Annotated in this window: 16 protein-coding genes; 14 read left to right on the top strand and 2 right to left on the bottom strand. The window is 42.2% G+C overall.

The annotated features are described in order from the left end of the window. Positions 1–37: 37 nt before the first annotated feature. From SALPA_RS19085 to SALPA_RS19110, 6 genes are all read left to right on the top strand, one after another. Positions 38–337, top strand: coding sequence for a hypothetical protein (locus tag SALPA_RS19085; protein WP_145097580.1), 300 nt, complete (start codon positions 38–40; stop codon positions 335–337). A 23-nt stretch (positions 338–360) separates the two neighbouring features. Beyond that, entirely contained in the window at positions 361–1,557 is a 1,197-nt protein-coding gene (locus SALPA_RS19090) for an ABC transporter substrate-binding protein (RefSeq protein WP_145097583.1), read from the top strand. 334 nt (positions 1,558–1,891) lie between these two features. Beyond that, on the top strand, positions 1,892–3,076 hold the full coding sequence (locus tag SALPA_RS19095; protein WP_145097586.1) for an acyl-CoA dehydrogenase family protein: 1,185 nt from the start codon (positions 1,892–1,894) through the stop codon (positions 3,074–3,076). A 148-nt stretch (positions 3,077–3,224) separates the two neighbouring features. Next, the gene (locus SALPA_RS19100) at positions 3,225–3,746 is read left to right on the top strand and encodes a hypothetical protein (RefSeq protein WP_222428055.1); all 522 of its coding nucleotides are present in this window, start codon (positions 3,225–3,227) and stop codon (positions 3,744–3,746) included. Positions 3,747–3,837: 91 nt separating this feature from the next. Then, positions 3,838–5,130 carry an MFS transporter gene (locus SALPA_RS19105; RefSeq protein WP_186451141.1) on the top strand — a complete coding sequence of 431 codons (1,293 nt, stop codon included), beginning with the start codon at positions 3,838–3,840 and terminating at the stop codon, positions 5,128–5,130. Positions 5,131–5,201: 71 nt separating this feature from the next. Continuing rightward, positions 5,202–6,473: a CaiB/BaiF CoA-transferase family protein gene (locus tag SALPA_RS19110; RefSeq protein ID WP_145097595.1), complete on the top strand. Its 1,272-nt coding sequence runs from the start codon at positions 5,202–5,204 to the stop codon at positions 6,471–6,473. Positions 6,474–6,579: 106 nt separating this feature from the next. Here the strand turns inward: SALPA_RS19110 and SALPA_RS19115 are convergent, their stop codons facing one another. After that, positions 6,580–7,539 (bottom strand): LysR family transcriptional regulator, encoded by a 960-nt coding sequence (locus SALPA_RS19115; RefSeq protein ID WP_145097597.1) that lies wholly within the window; start codon positions 7,537–7,539, stop codon positions 6,580–6,582. Positions 7,540–8,085: 546 nt separating this feature from the next. Here SALPA_RS19115 and SALPA_RS19120 point away from each other — a divergent pair. The 6 genes from SALPA_RS19120 (at position 8,086) to SALPA_RS19145 (ending at position 15,048) form a co-directional block, all read left to right on the top strand. Beyond that, positions 8,086–9,384 carry an MFS transporter gene (locus tag SALPA_RS19120; RefSeq protein ID WP_222428056.1) on the top strand — a complete coding sequence of 433 codons (1,299 nt, stop codon included), beginning with the start codon at positions 8,086–8,088 and terminating at the stop codon, positions 9,382–9,384. Between the two features lie 375 nt (positions 9,385–9,759). Beyond that, entirely contained in the window at positions 9,760–10,893 is a 1,134-nt protein-coding gene (locus tag SALPA_RS19125; RefSeq protein WP_145097603.1) for an acyl-CoA dehydrogenase family protein, read from the top strand. A 24-nt stretch (positions 10,894–10,917) separates the two neighbouring features. After that, positions 10,918–11,706 (top strand): electron transfer flavoprotein subunit beta/FixA family protein, encoded by a 789-nt coding sequence (locus tag SALPA_RS19130; RefSeq protein ID WP_145097606.1) that lies wholly within the window; start codon positions 10,918–10,920, stop codon positions 11,704–11,706. An 11-nt stretch (positions 11,707–11,717) separates the two neighbouring features. After that, a complete protein-coding gene (locus SALPA_RS19135) occupies positions 11,718–12,731 on the top strand; it encodes an electron transfer flavoprotein subunit alpha/FixB family protein (protein WP_255451266.1) in 1,014 nt (337 codons plus the stop codon). 245 nt (positions 12,732–12,976) lie between these two features. Then, the gene (fadK, locus tag SALPA_RS19140) at positions 12,977–14,620 is read left to right on the top strand and encodes a medium-chain fatty-acid--CoA ligase (RefSeq protein WP_145097609.1); all 1,644 of its coding nucleotides are present in this window, start codon (positions 12,977–12,979) and stop codon (positions 14,618–14,620) included. Positions 14,621–14,649: 29 nt separating this feature from the next. After that, positions 14,650–15,048 (top strand): hotdog fold thioesterase, encoded by a 399-nt coding sequence (locus SALPA_RS19145; RefSeq protein ID WP_145097612.1) that lies wholly within the window; start codon positions 14,650–14,652, stop codon positions 15,046–15,048. A gap of 43 nt (positions 15,049–15,091) precedes the next feature. Here SALPA_RS19145 and SALPA_RS19150 read toward each other — a convergent pair whose 3' ends face one another. Further along, positions 15,092–16,060, bottom strand: a complete 969-nt coding sequence (locus tag SALPA_RS19150) for a flavodoxin family protein (protein WP_145097614.1) — start codon at positions 16,058–16,060, stop codon at positions 15,092–15,094. A gap of 427 nt (positions 16,061–16,487) precedes the next feature. Between SALPA_RS19150 and SALPA_RS19155 the strand changes: the two genes are divergently transcribed. Both SALPA_RS19155 and SALPA_RS19160 read left to right on the top strand, forming a co-directional pair. Next, entirely contained in the window at positions 16,488–16,886 is a 399-nt protein-coding gene (locus SALPA_RS19155; RefSeq protein WP_145097617.1) for a thioesterase family protein, read from the top strand. A 165-nt stretch (positions 16,887–17,051) separates the two neighbouring features. Beyond that, the gene (locus SALPA_RS19160; protein WP_145097620.1) at positions 17,052–17,594 is read left to right on the top strand and encodes a hypothetical protein; all 543 of its coding nucleotides are present in this window, start codon (positions 17,052–17,054) and stop codon (positions 17,592–17,594) included. Positions 17,595–17,596 lie beyond the last annotated feature (2 nt).

Consider the following 17,596-nt stretch of genomic DNA (forward strand, 5'->3'; position numbering starts at 1 on the left):
TTCACTAAAAATTGTTGGAAACTTCAACGAGAAATTGATGACAGAGTTGATGGAGTTTGATCGGGTATATGTTGCGGGGGAAGCAGCGAGCCATTGCGTAAAAGCGACTTTGGAAGATATGCTGAAAGTCATTGAAAAAGATAAACAGCGTATGCCAAATAACTCATATGGTTTTGAAGAAAATAAAATTTATATCCTTGAAGATTGTATGTCGCCTGTCCAACCAACAGCAGGCAGCCCTGATTTTCCGGCAATTGCCAAAGAAGCCCTGGAAAATTTCAAATTAACGGGTATGAGGGTTGTAACATCTACAGACCGGTTTTGGAGTATGGTTTAGTCGTGTTGGAGGAAGAGTAGTCTATGAATAAAAATTTACTGGAGTGCACAATACAGGGGATTGTCGAAAAATATCCGGAAACAATGGATATTTTTACAGGCTTCAATATAGTTACTGAAGAAGAAATAGCGCAAGGGTTAGGGGCTGTTTTACGGCTAAAAACACTACTAAGCATCAAAAAAATTAATCCAGAATCATTTATCAGTTTACTAACTGACAAAATTGAAGATACGGAGCAGTATCGCCAATTGTCAGAGGTTGTAATAGATAACCAAGGGGTATTCAATTTTGTTGCGCAACTGCCATGTGCTCTCAATCTGCCGCTTAACTGGGCCTTGCAGGCTATTTTAAAGAAACTGCGGGTAGAAAAGGATATTAGGCTTAATTATTACATGTGGTCATGCAGTAATGATGTGTTGTATTTTGCTGACTATCTGCAGCAGGTTGAAGATATTGCTGACGCACCGGACTTGATAGTAACTACAGATTACAATTTGTTCAATAGCAAGTTTATCGAACAGGTTATGAATAAGGGGTTGTATACCACTTCATTACAGCAACCGGTACATAGTACTTTTAACACGATTGGTATTGTTGATAGGCAGGGGTGGTATAATGTTGTTGCCATCAACCCAGTTGTGGTGGTAATTGACTGTCGGCAGATGGGCCGTCTGCCTATTCCGAAAACGTGGGGTGACTTACTGCAGCCGGAATATGAACAAAAGGTGGTTTTGAACGGTTGCAGCGGTGATTTTGATGATATCATTCTGCTAACCATTTATCAGCAATATGGCGATGCCGGCATTGCGGCTTTAAGGAGGTCGGTCCGGACTGGCATGCACCCATCCCAGATGATCAAAAGCATGGCCAGCAGCAATCATGACCGACCGCCCATCTATGTAATGCCATACTTTTTTGCCAATACGATTTCGCCACCGGTAGAGGCAAAAGTCATCTGGATGGAGGATGGAACACCAATAACACCGCTGTCTTATTTGGTAAAAGCCTCAAAGGCCGAAGAATTACAAGCGTTAATTGACTATTTTAACGGGCCGGAATTTGGCCGCATTTGTGCTGGTGCCTATTTTCCCGCGCTCCATCCGCAGGTACCTCATAACCTACCAGAAAAAGCAGTTTTAAAGTGGCTTGGCTGGGACTACATCAGGGGGCAGGATACCGGAAAATTACTGGCAAGGTTAAATAGGAACTTTATCATGTGAATAGCTGCATAACAATAGCTGCTGTGTAAAAACAGCCCAAAACCCGCTAAGACGTTGAGTCTAAGCGGGTTTTTTCATTTAGTTTCCACTGTGCGCATGTACGGGTACTACTTATGGCGCAATTTTTAGATTATTAGCCGTGCTGAAACTATTCTGAACAATGTGGTTTTACTTCATAATAGTTTGATAGTTTATAATTATTAAATTGTTGTAAATATTTAACTATAGTATATTGAATCTACGAAGGAAAACAAAAAAGTTCAAGGCGTGAGACCTTGAATTTAGATGCTTTCGGATAGCCGAAAGTGTTCAAAAATAATAAGGGGGAAAAGAAATGGGTAAATTGAGTGAACAAGAATTTCAAGCGTATTTAACACAGATCAGAGAATTGACAGAGGGCACATTCGATAAGATGCAAAAAGAAATTGAGGATACGAATGTGTTCCCCGAGGAGTTCTATCAACTGGGTATCAAAAACAACCTGTATCGTTGCTCACTGCCAATAGAATACGGCGGCTGGGGCCTTTCCGAGCTGGAAATTCTAAAGATTCAGGAAGAATTTAGTCGTGGTCCTGGCGGAATGCGTATGCATCTGCACTATGCCATGGATTTAAACTGGCGTCCCTTGTATGACTTTGGCAGTGAAGAGCTTAAAGCAGAGTTAATGCCTGGCTTCCAGGATAGATCGGTCTTTACCTGCTGGGCTGTTACCGAGGAAACCGGTGGAACGGGTGCCGATATTAAAACCTTAGCCGTAAAAGACGGCGATGATTACATCATTAACGGAGAAAAGTATTTAATCTCACACACTGATTGCTGTAATTATGCTTATGTTACCTTGCTTACCGATCCTAATGCCGATAAGGATCACCGTCTTTCCACCTTCATGGTTCCCTGCAACACCCCGGGCTACGAAGTTACTCCCATGCCTCACATGATGGGTTGCCGTGGATCAGGTCATACCGGCTTAAAGTTTACTAACATGAGAGTCAACAAAAAATACCTGCTCGGCAAAGAAGGCGATGGTCTTCATATCTCGATTCATTCTCTGTCTGTTTCCCGAGTTCACATCGCAGCCAGCAATTTGGGCATGGCACAGCGGATGTTGGAAATTTCCCTCAAACGTGCTCATGATCGTGTCACCTTTGGCAAACCGATCATTGAACGTCAGGCTATCAGAATGAAGATTGCCGATATGGCTGCTCATATCCATGCTCTGCGTACCATGGTTTATGATTTTGCGAAAGACTATGAAAAGGATCCCAATGGCGAATATATTGAAGAAAAAGCGGCGATGTGCAAACTGTTCAGTATCCAGGTTACCAAAGTGTGCGGCGATGAGATGCTGGAGATCTTCGGTGGTGTTGGGTACTTCGAGGATTGCGAATATGGTCCTACTGAGCGCCTGTACCGCGACTCCCGCGCAATGTGGTTAGAGGAAGGTACTCCCACCGTACAGCGCATCACCATTTCCCGCCAGACTATTAAACATGGTGGCCGCTTAGAGTATCTCGATTAATCCTAAGGAATCTATGGACATGCAGAGGGTCATCAGTGTCAAGCCGATGACCCTTCTTTCTACTTTTAAATTAAAACAGATTACCGGGAGGTTCGGTGAAAGCCGGTAGAAGGTATTTTGGGTAAAGGTACTGGGGAGGGGCTGGAAATTGGAATTTGGACCACTAAGAAGCAGGGCAGCCAGAAAACCTTGGCCGGAATGCCCCGATATCGTAATTTACCGCTGCAATCATTGTGGCAAGTTGTACCAGGGGTTGGGATATGAGATACCGGCTAAAGAGCCTATTTGCTGTTATGCATTCATGGAACGGCTGAAGCCGCTGCAGCTGGAGGACGCTTTGCCCGAAATCAATGTGGACTACAGGATTGTTGGCGGTTTCAACCAGAGCGCCGTACAGGTATTCTGGGAGATGAAACTGCCGGAGGACAAACCAGAGTGGGTCTTACTTAAGACCTTCACCGGGAGTTACATCAAGTATGTCACTTCCGGGAAGCGGCCGCCCATGGTATTCCCTTTATCCGACGAGGATGCCTATGTATATTGTGACAGGAGCACTTGTCAGGAGTGTGTCTTTCGTTGCAAGCGAGGTTTTATCATTTATTTATATAGCAAAACAAGGGGTCTGCTGGAGGTCCCCCTGGAGAAGATGGCAGACTACTTTACGTCCTAGAAGTGGTATGTGTCCCAATTCTTTTTTTCTATTTTTGTCTCAACTGCCAAGACAATGAGGTGTATTTTTAGAAAAATAGGAGGAATGTCTGATGAGCCCAAAGATTGGTAATAAACGATGGTATATTGTTGCTATGTTAGTATTATGTTTTACTTTTATGTATCTGGGAAGAGCTAGTATCTCCATTGCCGGTCCGGTTCTCATGAAAGAGTATGGCTGGACTGGAACACAATTTGGCTTAGTGTCTACAGCCTTTTTCATTGGTTATGCCTTAACAATGCTGCCGGCTGGTTGGTTATCAGATCGGTTTGGGGCAACCAAAGTAATTGTTATTGGTACCTTGCTTTGGTCGGTGTTCACTTTGTTGACTCCTTTTGGCGCGGCAGCAATAAGCTCATTGATATTTATCCGGGTTGTCGTAGGGTTAGGCCAAGGGGTTACCTTGCCTGCGACCTCGTCGCTGGTAGCCAGATGGGTACCTAAACAGGAAGCAGGCAAGGCACAAGGTTGGACGCTTATCGGAGTTCCTCTGGGTGTCGTTCTTACAATGCTTACTGGTGTTTATTTAATCCAGAATTATAATTGGCAAACGATATTTTATTTATTTGCTATTCTTGGTCCGATATGGTGCATAATCTGGGCTAAATTTGGTAAAGATCGCCCTGATCTGCACTCTTCAATTAGTAAAGAAGAACTTGAATACATCGTATCAGGCCAGGGTTCAAAAGATAGTGGCGGTCAGGCAGTCAGCTTAACCGCAAAAGAAATTTTTTCAAATATATCCGTATGGGGCGCGATTATTGCTTACTTTTGTTACAATTACGTTTTTTACTTGTTATTAACCTGGTTACCCACCTACTTAGCGGTTGGTCGTGGCTTCACTTTAGTGAAAAGTGGTTATTATACGATGATTCCTTACCTTGTCGCGATGATTACTTATCCTTTAGGAGGGATCTTAACTGACTGGGCATCTCAGAAATTTGGAGAAAATATTGGACGAAAATTGTTTCCCGTGTGTGGCTTAATCATTGGTGGGATTGCATTGATATTTGGCGCACAGGCCAGCAATGCTAACATGGCTATTGGTTTAATTGCAGCGTCTATGGGCTGTCTAACCATTACCCAGGGAGGGTTCTTCTCCATTCCAATAATCTTTGCCCCCAAAAATGCTGGTACAATAGTTGGGATGTATGGCTTTATTGGTACAATGGCAGGAATATCTGCACCACTTGTTACAGGTATGGTTGTTGACTCCTACGGGTATAGTTATGCCTTATTCCTGGGATCATCGATGGCAATTTTAGGTGCAATTATATTGTTGACTGCCAAGGTTAAACAGATTGAAGCTAAAACCAAATATTTGAGCGAAACTTCGGTTAACTAAAAGAACTAACCTCTAACCGGGGTGGCCGTCCAGTTAGAGGTTAGGAAAAATTACAAAGGGAGTTGTTTTCATTGAAAGGATTAGAAGGAATCAAAGTAATCGAATTAACTTCTTATATAGCAGCACCGGCATGCCCAAGAATTCTTGGCGAAATGGGAGCAGAAATTATTAAAATTGAGCCCTTTACTGGTGATGAGCAACGTACTCAGGGTCCTGGTTACGGTATGCTGCGGGATGATATTGAAGATCCGGCATTCGATATGGCCAGTCTTGATAAAAACTGGCTGAGCATTAATCTTAAAAGTAAAGAGGGTATAGAATTCGTTTATAAATTACTGGAAACGGCTGATGTCCTTGTTACAAACTTTAGAGATAAGGCGTTGATTAAATTAGGTCTGGACTATCAGACCATTAGTAAAATGTTTCCACATATCGTTTATGCGCAAATGAGAGGCTATGGCGAGCGAGGTCCGGAAAGGGATTCCAGGGGGTACGATGCTACTGCTTATTCCGCTCGTGGCGGTATATTAACTGCATTCCCTCAGATGGGTGAAAATCCTGTGAATGTTCCAGCTGCTTTTGGTGATTGGAATGCGAGTGGTTTTTTGACTGCCGGCGTGTTGGCCGCTTTGGTTCGAAAAGAGAAAACAGGTTTAGGAGACAAGGTGGTTGTAAACCTCTATCATGTTGCCTGCTGGGGAATGCAGCATGCCGTTGTTTCCCGCCAGTCCGGGGCACTATATCCAAGATCCAGAAAACTGGTTCCTACTCCATCAAACAATTGTTATAAATCCCAAGACGGAATTTGGTTCCTGATTTGTCAAGGTAACTATAATAAATACTTTGAACAGATGGTTACTGCGCTAGGTATTGAAATGCTCATTGGCAATGAAGAATATGATACGTTAGAAAAGCTTACGGCAAATAAAACAAATGGTTATGTTGTTGAACTTTTCGAAAAAGCATTCGCCAAAAAGACATTTGCTGAGTGGGAGGTAATTTTAAGAGAAAACGAGATTCCTTATCAAAAGGCATTTACAGTTGATGATGTACTTGTGGATGAAGAAGCTTATGCGAATGACATTTTAAGACGTGTAGAATACAAATCGTATGGTCAACGGGTTATTCCTACAAGCCCAATAAGAATGAAGAGTGTTGGCGATCCTACGTTGTGGACATCTAAGCCGATTGGTTATGATACTCGCACCTATTTGCTAAAGTATGGCTACTCTGAAGCTGATATTCAAAAGTTTATCGAAACAGGTGCAGTTAAAGTATATGCGGGTAAAGAATTAGAATTTGACAAATTAAGCTGCACATCAGCGTCTGAACCGCTTCCTTAAGCTGCTTCTGCTTAGAAATCTTGTCGGTAACACCCCCTTATACTAGGATGGTTGGAACGATTCACGAAAGTGTATTTCCAACCGTCCTAGTTTTTTACGAACCTGCTTACTGCTGTTCGCAAGGGGGATTGTGGAGATAATTTTCTTGTGACCAGTGTACAAAAAAATTCTTGAAATTTGAAACAACAGGGGAAAGTTTTTTCTTTTTGGGAAAAACCACTGACACAGTTCTAGTTGCTTTCGGTTTAAAACGAACTATTGCAATGCCTTTTCCCGCAGAAGGCATTGCCTTCTGCGCTATCCGGGAAGATAGTATCGCAATCCCCATACCTTCAGCTACAAGTCCAACACAGGTATCAACGTAGTGCGCGTCATAGCCGAATTTTGGCTCAAAACCAGATAACTTACAGGCATCAAGGGTGTCGGCAAAAGCCCCGGAGGACTTGGAAAGACAAATAAAAGTTTCTTCTGAAGCCTCGTGTAAATCGATAATCTCTCTGGAGGCAAACGGGTGTGAGGTATTAGTTATAATGACTAATTCGTCTTGAATTAGAGGATATGACTCTAGCGGTATCTTTTCCGGCTTATATTTGTGGTAGGCGGTAAGAAAGGCTACGTCAATTTTCCCACTGGACAATAATGGGTATAGGTCAAAGCATTCGGCCTCATGAAATTCGAAAGAAATTTTCGGATAGGTTTTTTGGAAGGCTGCAATAAGTGGCGTGATACCAAAGGCTCCCAGTGCCGGGACATTGCCTATGGATATTTGGCCGCTTTCACCAACCACATATTGCTGCATAGCCATGTTAATATCGGCAATATCCGATATTATTTTCTTGGCATGTTCAACAAACTCAGTGCCTGCTGGAGTCAGATGAACTGAGCGCGTGGTTCTTCCAAATAACACGACTCCCAATTCATCTTCAAGTTTTTTTATTTGCTGAGATAAAGAGGAGGGGGTTACACAGACTTCCTCTGCTGCACGAGAAAAATTTTGGTGCTTGGCTACCGCCAGGATGTACTTAAGTTGATATATTTCCATATGCGGTGTTCCTTTCTGGATCATAATTCAATACTAACATTCAATATTCTAGCTGATTTATAAACATCCTTCCAATTAAGAATTTTGTAATAATTTGAAAAAAATTTTGATTTTTTAATTATTGAAGCTTTTTCATGGATTTATGTTACATAGCATTATTAAGTTTCTCTAATCAATCTTCGATAGACAGTTGATATTGCTCAATAGTCGTGTTAAATACAGTTTGGGATTTATTAGTATAACTAAAGATTAATAGTGGTTATTTTCTTTTACTTCATAATAGTTTGGAATATTTATATTTATTAAATTGTTGCAAATAGTTAAACATATTACATTAAAGGAGACTTATGTAGTTTGATGTCAGATATTAGTAGCCGCATAATTTTGCAAATACTTCAATAATTTAGTGAACTCGTTTCAGTTCCATAATCGCGAGGAATGAACAAATTTAAACGAAAGTGGGTGTGAAAATTGCCAAAAAACATGCCATAATGATAATGCTCTCGTACATTTTGCCATGAGTGCTTATCCTTTTGATGAACGATTATGCAAAAGAGAGGAGGAATTATTGTGAGTTCAGGGTTTGGTAATAAAAGGTGGTATATTATTGGTATGTTGACAGTGTGCTATACGATCTTGTATATGGATAGATCCTGTATGTCGATGGCCGGACCCGCTATGATGAAACACTTTAACTGGAGTGCAACACAATATGGTCTCGTTTCAACAGCCTTCTTTATTGGTTACGCATGTACTCAGCTTCCGGGGGGGTGGCTGGCAGATCGATTTGGTGGTGGGAAGGTTACAATGATTGGAGCTCTTTGGTGGTCGCTGTTTGTATTTCTGACTCCTTTTGGATCTACGCTGGGTTTAATGGTAATTATACGTATAGCAATGGGGTGGGGCGAAGGCGTTTCCTTGCCTGCTATGACTTCCATTGTAGCGCAGTGGATGCCTAAGAAAGAATCTGGCTTAGCCCAGGGACTGAGTCTTATGGGTGTGGCTATCGGGATTGCCGTTGCTATGCCGATATCAGCCTGGATTATTAGTAAATGGGGCTGGGAAATGGTGTTTTATTCATTTGCTTTTATTGCTCCCATTTGGGTCATTATCTGGTGGAAGTATGGTAAGGATAAGCCTGAGGAACATCCTGCAATAAGTAAAGCAGAAATAGAATATATTAGAGCCGATCAGGGATGCCAGTCAGAAGACTTAAATCAGGCAATGACCGTAACATCTAAAGACATATTTTCAACACCGTCAGTCTGGACCGGGGCAATATCATTTTTCTGTACCAACTACCTCTTTTATTTGTTTATGACCTGGCTGCCAACGTACTTTGTTCGGGGACGTGGTTTCGAAATGGGGACAAGCGCAATATACACCATGATGCCATATATTGTTGCCATATTCACGTATCCTTTAGGCGGTTGGCTGGCTGATCAGGCAGCAAAGAAACTCGGACACAATATGGGAAGAAAGCTATTTCCTCTGCTTGGCATGGTAGGTGCCGGAATTCTGTTAATATTCGGCTCCCAAGCAACCAATGCGAATATGGCAGTAGCTTTAATATCAGCATCCAACGGTGTTTTATGCCTCACCATGGGTGGGTATTATTCCATGCCGATTGTTTTTTCCCCTACCAATGCCGGAAAAATTGTTGGTCTTTATGCTACCTGTGCCACAATTGGCGGCATAACTGCCCCGCTTCTAACTGGTATTGTTGTGGATGCCTATGGATACGATTATGCGTTATATTTAGGGGCTGGTTTATCAATAATGGGTGCGCTTATTTTGCTGACTAGTCAGGTTAAACCGATTTTACCGAGTGCCGGTAGAAGCAAAAACTTACAGCGTAATTTAGCATAAAGCTTGAATTCATTTCATATGGTATAGCCTTATTAAGGTGAGTCGTTCTTCTTAATAGGGAGTTGTCTGAGGAGATTATAAGTTCAAAAATAGATTATGAGTGATGCCCCCGGCGCTATCATGTGATAGCGCCGGGGGCGCCGTTATTTTCAGGTAAAGAACGAATTTTAGGACTGAAAGGCAAAACGGGAAGTTAGTTTACAGTGATTAGTATAGTTAAAGAGCAATATAACAATTCAGTTTTGATTCATAATTATTTGATAATTTAAAAATGTTAAATTGTTGTAAATAATGAAGTATAGTACATTCTACATGAGGCGCAAAAAAAAAGCGGGTTTCCGAGAGTGTATGAAATGATTTAGGGAGGATTTTATTATGGGAAACATTTTAACAACCGAACAAAAAGAGTTAGTCGAAATGGTAAGGAACTTTGCACTTAAAGAAGTAAAACCGCATGTCAAGGAACTTGATGAAAAGGGAGAATTCCCGCTGGAACTTCTCAGGCAGGCTTTTGACATGGGTTTGCATTGCTTGGAAATACCTGAAGAATATGGTGGCTCAGGGTTGGATTATCAAACAACAGCCATTATTTTTGAGGAGTTAGCGAAAGTTGATGCTGGTTATGCGATTTCTCTTGTTACTACATTTGTTGCGTTACGATCAGTTATTGCGGCGGGGAATGAAGCGCAGAAAAAGTTGTTTGCCGATATTATTATTCCTGGGGCCTTCGGAGGCTTCTGTTTAACAGAACCTAATTCTGGGTCAGATGCAGGCTCAATGAGAGGTACAGCCGTTAAAGATGGCGATGAGTATGTGATTAATGCCAGTAAATGTTTTGTTACCAACGGGGGTGTTGCCGACGTATTTGTCGTATTTGCTTCAACAGACAAGAGCAAAGGTGTCAAGGGTATATCCGCATTTATTGTAGAGAGAAGCCGGGCCGGCATTACCGTTGGTAAACATGAAGATAAGATGGGGCTTAGATTATCAAATACAACAGATGTAACCTTTACAGATGTAAGAGTGCCGGCTGACCATTTGCTTGGCAAAGAGGGAACAGGCTTTATCACAGCTATGAATACGTTAAATGTTTCAAGAGCTTTTGTTGGCGCGTTAGCTGTGGGTATTTGCCAGGCAGCTATCGACGAGGCTGTAAAATATGCCAAGGAAAGAGTTCAATTTAAAAAGCCGATTGGGCAGTTCCAAGCGGTTCAAATGATTTTAGCTGATATGGAAATTCAGACCGAAGCAGCTCGTCAATTGGTTCACCATGCCATGATTTTGATGGATGATAATAAACCTGTTGTCAAAGAAGGCTCAATTACCAAAACCTTCTGTGGCGACACCGTAGTGAGGGTAACTACTGATGCCGTTCAAATCTTTGGCGGCTATGGGGTCAGCAAGGAATACCCAGTTGAAAAGCTGATGAGAGATTCAAAAGTATTCCAAATTTTTGAAGGAACAAATCAAATTCAAAGATTAGTAATCGCAAAAGAAATGTTCAAGTAGTGGAATTAAGGGGGAGTAGTAGTTATGGATATTCTAGTTTGTGTAAAGCAGGTACCAGATACTTCAGAGATCAGGATAGACCCGGTAACCAATACGCTTATTCGCAGTGGTGTACCAAGTATCGTAAATCCATTTGATGCCAATGCCCTTGAAGCGGCAGTTCAGCTGAAAGAGGCTCATGGTGGCAGTGTAACTGTAATAAGCATGGGACCCCAACAGGCAAAGAATGCTTTAAAGGAATGTATATCACTTGGAGCTGACAAGGCCGTACTCATAAGTGACCGGTTGTTTGGCGGCTCTGATACGTTAGCAACAAGTTATATACTGGCAAATGCTATTAAAAAACTAGGCAAGTTTGACCTTATTCTCTGCGGTAAACAGGCAATTGATGGGGACACCGGTCAAGTTGGACCAGAGATAGCGGAGCATCTTGGAATCGCACAGCTTACCTATGTGGCCAAGCTAGAGGTTAAAGGAGAGGTTATTACCGTTCAAAGAGAGCATGATGAAGGCTACGAAATTGTTGAAGCAAAGCTTCCTGCGGTAGTTACGGTAGTAAAATCCATTAATAAGCCTAGATATCCATCTATTAAGAGTAAATTGGCAGCTAATAAAGCCGTGATAGACGTGATTACTGCTGCAGATTTGCCAGAAATCAATATAGAAAAAATAGGCCTTAAAGGTTCACCTACGAAGGTAAAGAAAACATTTACACCTCCTAGAAAAGAGTCTGGCGTAAGAATCTGTGAAGATACCGGAAGTGGATGTGCACTAAAATTATTTGAAAAATTAGTTGCTGCTAAGCTTGTTTAAGGAGGAGAGCAATGATGAATATTGCAGACTATAAAAATGTGTGGGTGTTTATTGAGAGTGATCATGGAGAAGCCAAAAATGTGGGTTTAGAGTTATTGAACCAAGGACGAATTTTGGCTGAGGCTAATAAGGAAAAGCTGATTGGTGTTGTTATTGGTAACGAGGTTGATGCTGCGGTTAAATCGGCAATTGCTTATGGTGCAGATGAGGTAATTCTGGTAGAAGGCGAAGAATATAAAGACTACAATACCGATGGATATACCAATGTAATGGTAAAGTTAGTTGAAAAATTTAAACCGTCGGTAATCCTAATCGGAGCCTCAAATAATGGCAGAGACTTAGGCCCGCGGATTTCAGCGCGGCTGGCAACCGGTTTGACCGCTGATTGTACAGGCTTAGGGATTAACGAGGAAACAAGAGATATCGCCTGGACGAGGCCGGCATTTGGCGGGAACCTTATGGCTACTATCTTATGTTCCAGTACCAGACCACAGATTGGAACGGTAAGGCCGGGAGTATTTAAAAAGGCCCAGCCGGATACCGCCAGAAGTGCACCAATTATAAAGGAAGAGATTAGAACACCTGCTGAGATCATTCGCACAAAAGTAGTTGGCTTTATAAAAGCGCTGGACGAGGCTGCCGTTAAGCTGGAAGAGGCTGAAATAATTGTTTCCGGCGGCAGAGGTATGGGTAAGCCGGAAAACTTTGCTTTACTTAATGAATTCGCTGATCTCCTGGGAGGTTCTGTGGGAGCATCAAGGGCAGCTGTAGATGCAGGCTGGATGCCACCTCTGCAGCAAGTAGGGCAAACAGGAAAAACAGTAGGTCCTAAGATTTATTTTGCCTGTGGTATCTCGGGCGCTATACAGCATTTGGCAGGAATGTCATCTTCGGATGTTATTGTGGCAATTAATAAAGATCCGGAAGCACCGATATTTGATGTGGCCGATTACGGAGTAGTAGGCGATTTGTTTGAGGTTATTCCTGCTCTCATCGAAGAAATAAGGAAGAGCAAAGCCGGTTAATTTCAACAAATGCAAAGTAAATACTACAGCAACAGAGCATATGAGTTTTTAAACATTATCTTTTGCGGCGAGTTAAGACTCCCGCCTCTGCAGGCGGCGTTTGTTCAGATGGGGTAGACTCCCCACCTGAACCCGCCGATATTTCAGCTATGCTGAAACAAATTCACTGCATAAGTTGTTGTCTTCATTATCAGCCTCAAGAGGTGCTTACTACCACCTTTAGAACAAAATCAGGGGGTGAGCGGATGTCTTCACTGATTACGATTAATGAGTCCCGCAAACAACTTTACAGGCAAAAGGGCTATTGGGGTGATGCCACTCTGGCTGATTATTGGAGAATGGCGGTTTTAAGCTCCCCGGAAAAGATAGCAGTAATTGACTTGCTGGGTACTAGTTATACCTATGCTGAACTGGATGATGCGGCCGGCAGAGTAGCAGCCTTTTTACAAGCGGTTGGTGTGAAGCCCGGGGAATTTGTTTCCTTTCAATTACCCGGATGGGCCGAATTTACAGTTATTTACGTGGCCTGTTTGAAAGCAGGGGCAGTCGCAAATCCCATTTTACCCTGTTATCGTCAGGAAGAATTAGTATATATTTTAAATAAATGTGAATCGAAAGTGCTTTTTTTCCCGTCTGAGTATCGGCGATTTACCTATCTGCCTATGGTTCAGTCAGTAGTCCCTAAAATCCCCAGTTTGAAGGAAATAGTTATAGTCGAAAAAGAAACCCCGACAGATGAGGGCAATACCTTGCGCAGCATAATGCAGCAATACTCACCCTTGCCTGATAACCGTGTAAGTATGGCCGATGATTTGGCAGCGGTTTTATTCACTTCGGGAACAGTTGCTGCTCCCAAGGGTGCTATGTTTACACATAATAACATTATTGCCAGTGAAAAAGCCTTTGCTGCTGCGCTGAATTTCAACTATACAGACGTGATGCTAATGACAGCACCAATGGCCCACGCTACCGGTTTTCACCATGGTGTGACCATGCCGTTTCTATTTGGGGCTAAAAGTGTGCTTCAGGATAAATTTTCGGCAGAAACCAGTCTGGCATTAATCGCCCGGGAAAAATGTACTTGTAGTATGGGGGCTACACCGTTTGTCTACGATATACTTCGTTCATTACAAAGTAAGAAATATGATATATCTTCATTTCGCTTCTTCTTATGCGGCGGGGCGCCAATACCCAGACACTTAGTTAAAGAATCCATGAAGGTAGGACTTAAGGTAATTGGCGTATATGGCTCTACCGAGAGTATTCCCCATACCGCTGTTCGCTTGGATGACCCCATTGAAAAAGTAATTAATACCGATGGTGTGCCAGTACCAAGTGTAGAGATAAAGGTGGTAGATGCTTCACGACAATTGGTGCCGGCGGGAATGGAAGGCGAGGAAGCGTCGCGGGGTCCGAATGTTTTTATGGGTTACCTTAAGGAGCCCGAATTGACGGCAGGTGTCTTCGACGAAGAAGGCTGGTACTACAGTGGTGATTTATGTACTTTGGATGAGGATGGGTATATCAGAATTACTGGCCGAAAAAAAGACGTTATCATTCGCGGGGGCGAGAATATCAGTAGTGTGGAAATTGAAAACATCTTACTGCAAATCCCTAATGTTTATGAAGCGGGCGTAGTGTCAATGCCAGATGAACGGTTAGGTGAGAGAATTTGTGCTTACTTAGTTCTGAAAGACGTAACTAACGGATTAACGTTGGATAGCGTAAAAGCCTTTTTTGAAGAGAAAAGAGTGGCCAAGTGCAAATACCCCGAGCGCCTGGAGATCGTAAGCAGTCTCCCAAGGTCTGCGGCAGGCAAGATACAGAAATTTGTGCTGCGTCAGGATATTAAAAATAAACTAAGTCAAGAGGTTTCGGAGCATGAGTAGTAAACAAGCGGCTGGAGGTTAGAGTAATTATGAAAAATGAGTGTTATAAAGATACTCTTATCGATGCATTGGGTATTAAAGTAACTGAAATAGGCGAGGAGCAAGTTGTGGCAACAATGCCGGTAAACGAAGCTACTCACCAGCCGTTTGGATTATTACACGGTGGAGCTTCGGTCGCGTTAGCGGAAACAGTAGCTAGTCTGGGTACCTATTACTTTATTAACGAAGAGGTAGAATATGCCGTTGGCATAGAAATAAACGCAAATCATGTACGAAGAAAAAAGGATGGATTTGTTACGGCCGTGGGAAAACCTATTCATCGCGGGAGAACGATTATGGTATGGGATATTAGAATCAGTGATGAGACCGGAAACATCATCTGTGTTTCAAGATGTACTATCGGTGTATTTCCTAAAAGAAGTGAGTAGCTGGTAAATACAAAAGTCCCCGCAGTTTTGCGAGGACTTTACTTTATGTATTTTCCTGGATGATATCGAAATATTTATTTCGGGCGCGCATTAAGTCAGTCTCAGAAATTTGGTTATCAGCAGTCCGGCAGATAAATTTTCCTGCAATAGTATTGCTGGTATCCAGTAGGGCTGTGATATTTTTCATACACTCCCCGGCGTAACCAGAGTAGGGATAGTTTTCGGTGACGGCAAATAAAGCCAATTTTTGTTCATGTAATTCTTTTAGATACAGTGTCGCTTCAGAGTCAGCTGTAGCCTGGTCGATACGAAAGACAATTGAAATCAAATCAAAACTATCGGCAGCAGAAGCTTCATTAATAGAACTACAGGGAATATCTTCCGGGATTGTTTGTCGGATAGACTGAGCAAGTTGCCAAACCGCAGGGGACTGACTGGAAAAAACGATTTGCTTTGTTTGATTCATCGGCTGTGAAGGGGAAATTTCCTCAAGGGTGGTACTTGGAACGATGAGAACATGTACGTCAGTGAGTTCTTGTTCCAGACTATGACGAATAAGTTCGACTGCCTTTTGTACCTGGTGCATTGTCTGGGTAGCGCCAAAACCGAGATATATCTCGATATAAGCAATGGTGTTCTCCATACGAACCTTGAGATCTAAGATATCTTCATACAGATCAAAATAGGTAACTAGATTCCTCAGTGCGACTAAAGCTACCGATTCTTCCACGCTATAAAACTTAAAAAATTGCGGTTGTGATATAGTGGCTTTAACATCCGGTTTTATCAGACAAATCCCAAGCTCTCCCCCAACTTTATGCAGAAAACGAGCTACCTGGAGTAATTCTTCGGCTCCTTCTTCTGAGAGAAATTCAGTAGCAAAAAAATTACAGATTACTTTTCTGGCTCCGCCATTGATGAGCTTAATCAATGTAGATTTTAGGATAATAGCGGCCTCGGCGTCAATACGTGCCGGTAGTGCGAGGGCTTGTACAGTGTTACTATCTGCCATAAAAGTCTCCTTTTTTTATGGAAAATTGTGTATACTTAATTATAGCAGGAGCATGATACGGGTGCAATCATAATAGTTAGAGATTCAAGACCACATAAAAGAGATATTGATATTTATGGAAAATAATTATTGACAAGTAATAATGAGTAATATATTATAAAGGTAAGGTTGGTAGTAATGCCATACCCTCTTCTCCTTTCAAATATTATTTTATTCTTGACCCCTGCAGTTTTTTTTGCAGAGGTTTTTTCTTGCCTTATAGAAAACAGTTTGCCAATACGCCACTCGTCTGCAAAATCGTAGATAAAGCAATCCGGCATTGACAAAAATGTCCAATAAAGAGTACAATGAATAAGTAAATTCTTCTACCAGCATGCTGATAGCGTGCTTTTTTATTTACCATCAATTAAGGAATAGGATAAGGTATATGATAACTGTAAGAGATAAAGTAAGATTTGTGGAAACAGATATGATGGGGGTGGTACATCACTCTAATTATTTTCGCTGGTTTGAGATGGCCAGGGTTGAGTATTTGCGCCAGGTTGGCATTTTACTTACTGATATGATGGCCGATAATATTGTTTTTCCAATTACCGCTGTTGACTGCAAGTACCGTGCATCAGCCAAATTTGATGACTATATTCTTATTGAAGCTGTTTTGGCGGAAGCATCCAAAGTGAAACTGGTGTTTACTTACCGTGTGCTTAAAGAAGCAGACGGGACACTGTTGGCTACGGGGAGTACGCAAAATGTGTTTACTAACAACCAGGGGAAAATAATTCGTTTGCCGGACAAGTATTTTAACAAGCTGCATCAGCCTTCCTGAGAACGAGGCTGTTTGGTGTTCGTGATTGCTGGCAGCTTTGGTTGCTGCATATTATATATGGCGCTAAGAGAAACTAATTTGATCAACGGCGTCAGCTTACAGGATTTTAGTGCGAAGTTGAAATAACAGGGTTTCTTGCCGATACCCGGATACGGAGGCTATGGTGTGGGATTTTTAATTGTTTTACTTATTGTTGTGCTAGGGGCAGCTGTTGGCATTTGGCTGTTCATTGCCAAGCAGGGAGATGCCAATTTTAAGTTTATTGTTGACCAACGGACTGATTTTACGCTTACGGGAATAACTAGGGAGACAGCAACCTTTTCAGCCACTGTGCCATTTATCAACAATGGCTCACAAGATGGCACGCTGATGGATGTTTTTCCCCGTCACTTTTTGCCTTGCGAGCAGTTTGACGCTGTGGACACCGATTCACGCTTGACGCTTGACCATGTCAACCGGAATGATGGTTATTGGGAGGCCTGTATTATTCCTGTAACTACTGGTGGATCAATTATTTTAACAGTAAAATTTACTGCCAAGTCAGGAGACATCAAGGCTGCGCTCAAAGACATGGTGGATATGCCGATTGATATTGTATATCAGGTAGTCGCTCGTAGTCTCTGGTATATTGCCAAAGAGCGCTTGGTTATGACAGCTGATGAAATACATAAGGCACTTGCTGCTAGTGAAGATGCTGCAGCCAGATAGGA

Source organism: Sporomusa sp. KB1, assembly GCF_007830295.1.
Taxonomy (GTDB): domain Bacteria; phylum Bacillota; class Negativicutes; order Sporomusales; family Sporomusaceae; genus Sporomusa.

What these genes read in the sequence shown, in the direction of transcription:
- SALPA_RS19130 (WP_145097606.1), top strand. Translation starts at nt 10,918, where the DNA reads ATGGATATTCTAGTTTGTGTAAAGCAGGTACCAGATACTTCAGAGATC.
- SALPA_RS19125 (WP_145097603.1), top strand. Translation starts at nt 9,760, where the DNA reads ATGGGAAACATTTTAACAACCGAACAAAAAGAGTTAGTCGAAATGGTA.
- SALPA_RS19105 (WP_186451141.1), top strand. Translation starts at nt 3,838, where the DNA reads ATGAGCCCAAAGATTGGTAATAAACGATGGTATATTGTTGCTATGTTA.
- SALPA_RS19090 (WP_145097583.1), top strand. Translation starts at nt 361, where the DNA reads ATGAATAAAAATTTACTGGAGTGCACAATACAGGGGATTGTCGAAAAA.
- SALPA_RS19135 (WP_255451266.1), top strand. Translation starts at nt 11,718, where the DNA reads ATGATGAATATTGCAGACTATAAAAATGTGTGGGTGTTTATTGAGAGT.
- SALPA_RS19150 (WP_145097614.1), bottom strand. Translation starts at nt 16,060, where the DNA reads ATGGCAGATAGTAACACTGTACAAGCCCTCGCACTACCGGCACGTATT.
- SALPA_RS19095 (WP_145097586.1), top strand. Translation starts at nt 1,892, where the DNA reads ATGGGTAAATTGAGTGAACAAGAATTTCAAGCGTATTTAACACAGATC.
- fadK (WP_145097609.1), top strand. Translation starts at nt 12,977, where the DNA reads ATGTCTTCACTGATTACGATTAATGAGTCCCGCAAACAACTTTACAGG.
- SALPA_RS19155 (WP_145097617.1), top strand. Translation starts at nt 16,488, where the DNA reads ATGATAACTGTAAGAGATAAAGTAAGATTTGTGGAAACAGATATGATG.
- SALPA_RS19115 (WP_145097597.1), bottom strand. Translation starts at nt 7,539, where the DNA reads ATGATCCAGAAAGGAACACCGCATATGGAAATATATCAACTTAAGTAC.
- SALPA_RS19085 (WP_145097580.1), top strand. Translation starts at nt 38, where the DNA reads ATGACAGAGTTGATGGAGTTTGATCGGGTATATGTTGCGGGGGAAGCA.
- SALPA_RS19145 (WP_145097612.1), top strand. Translation starts at nt 14,650, where the DNA reads ATGAAAAATGAGTGTTATAAAGATACTCTTATCGATGCATTGGGTATT.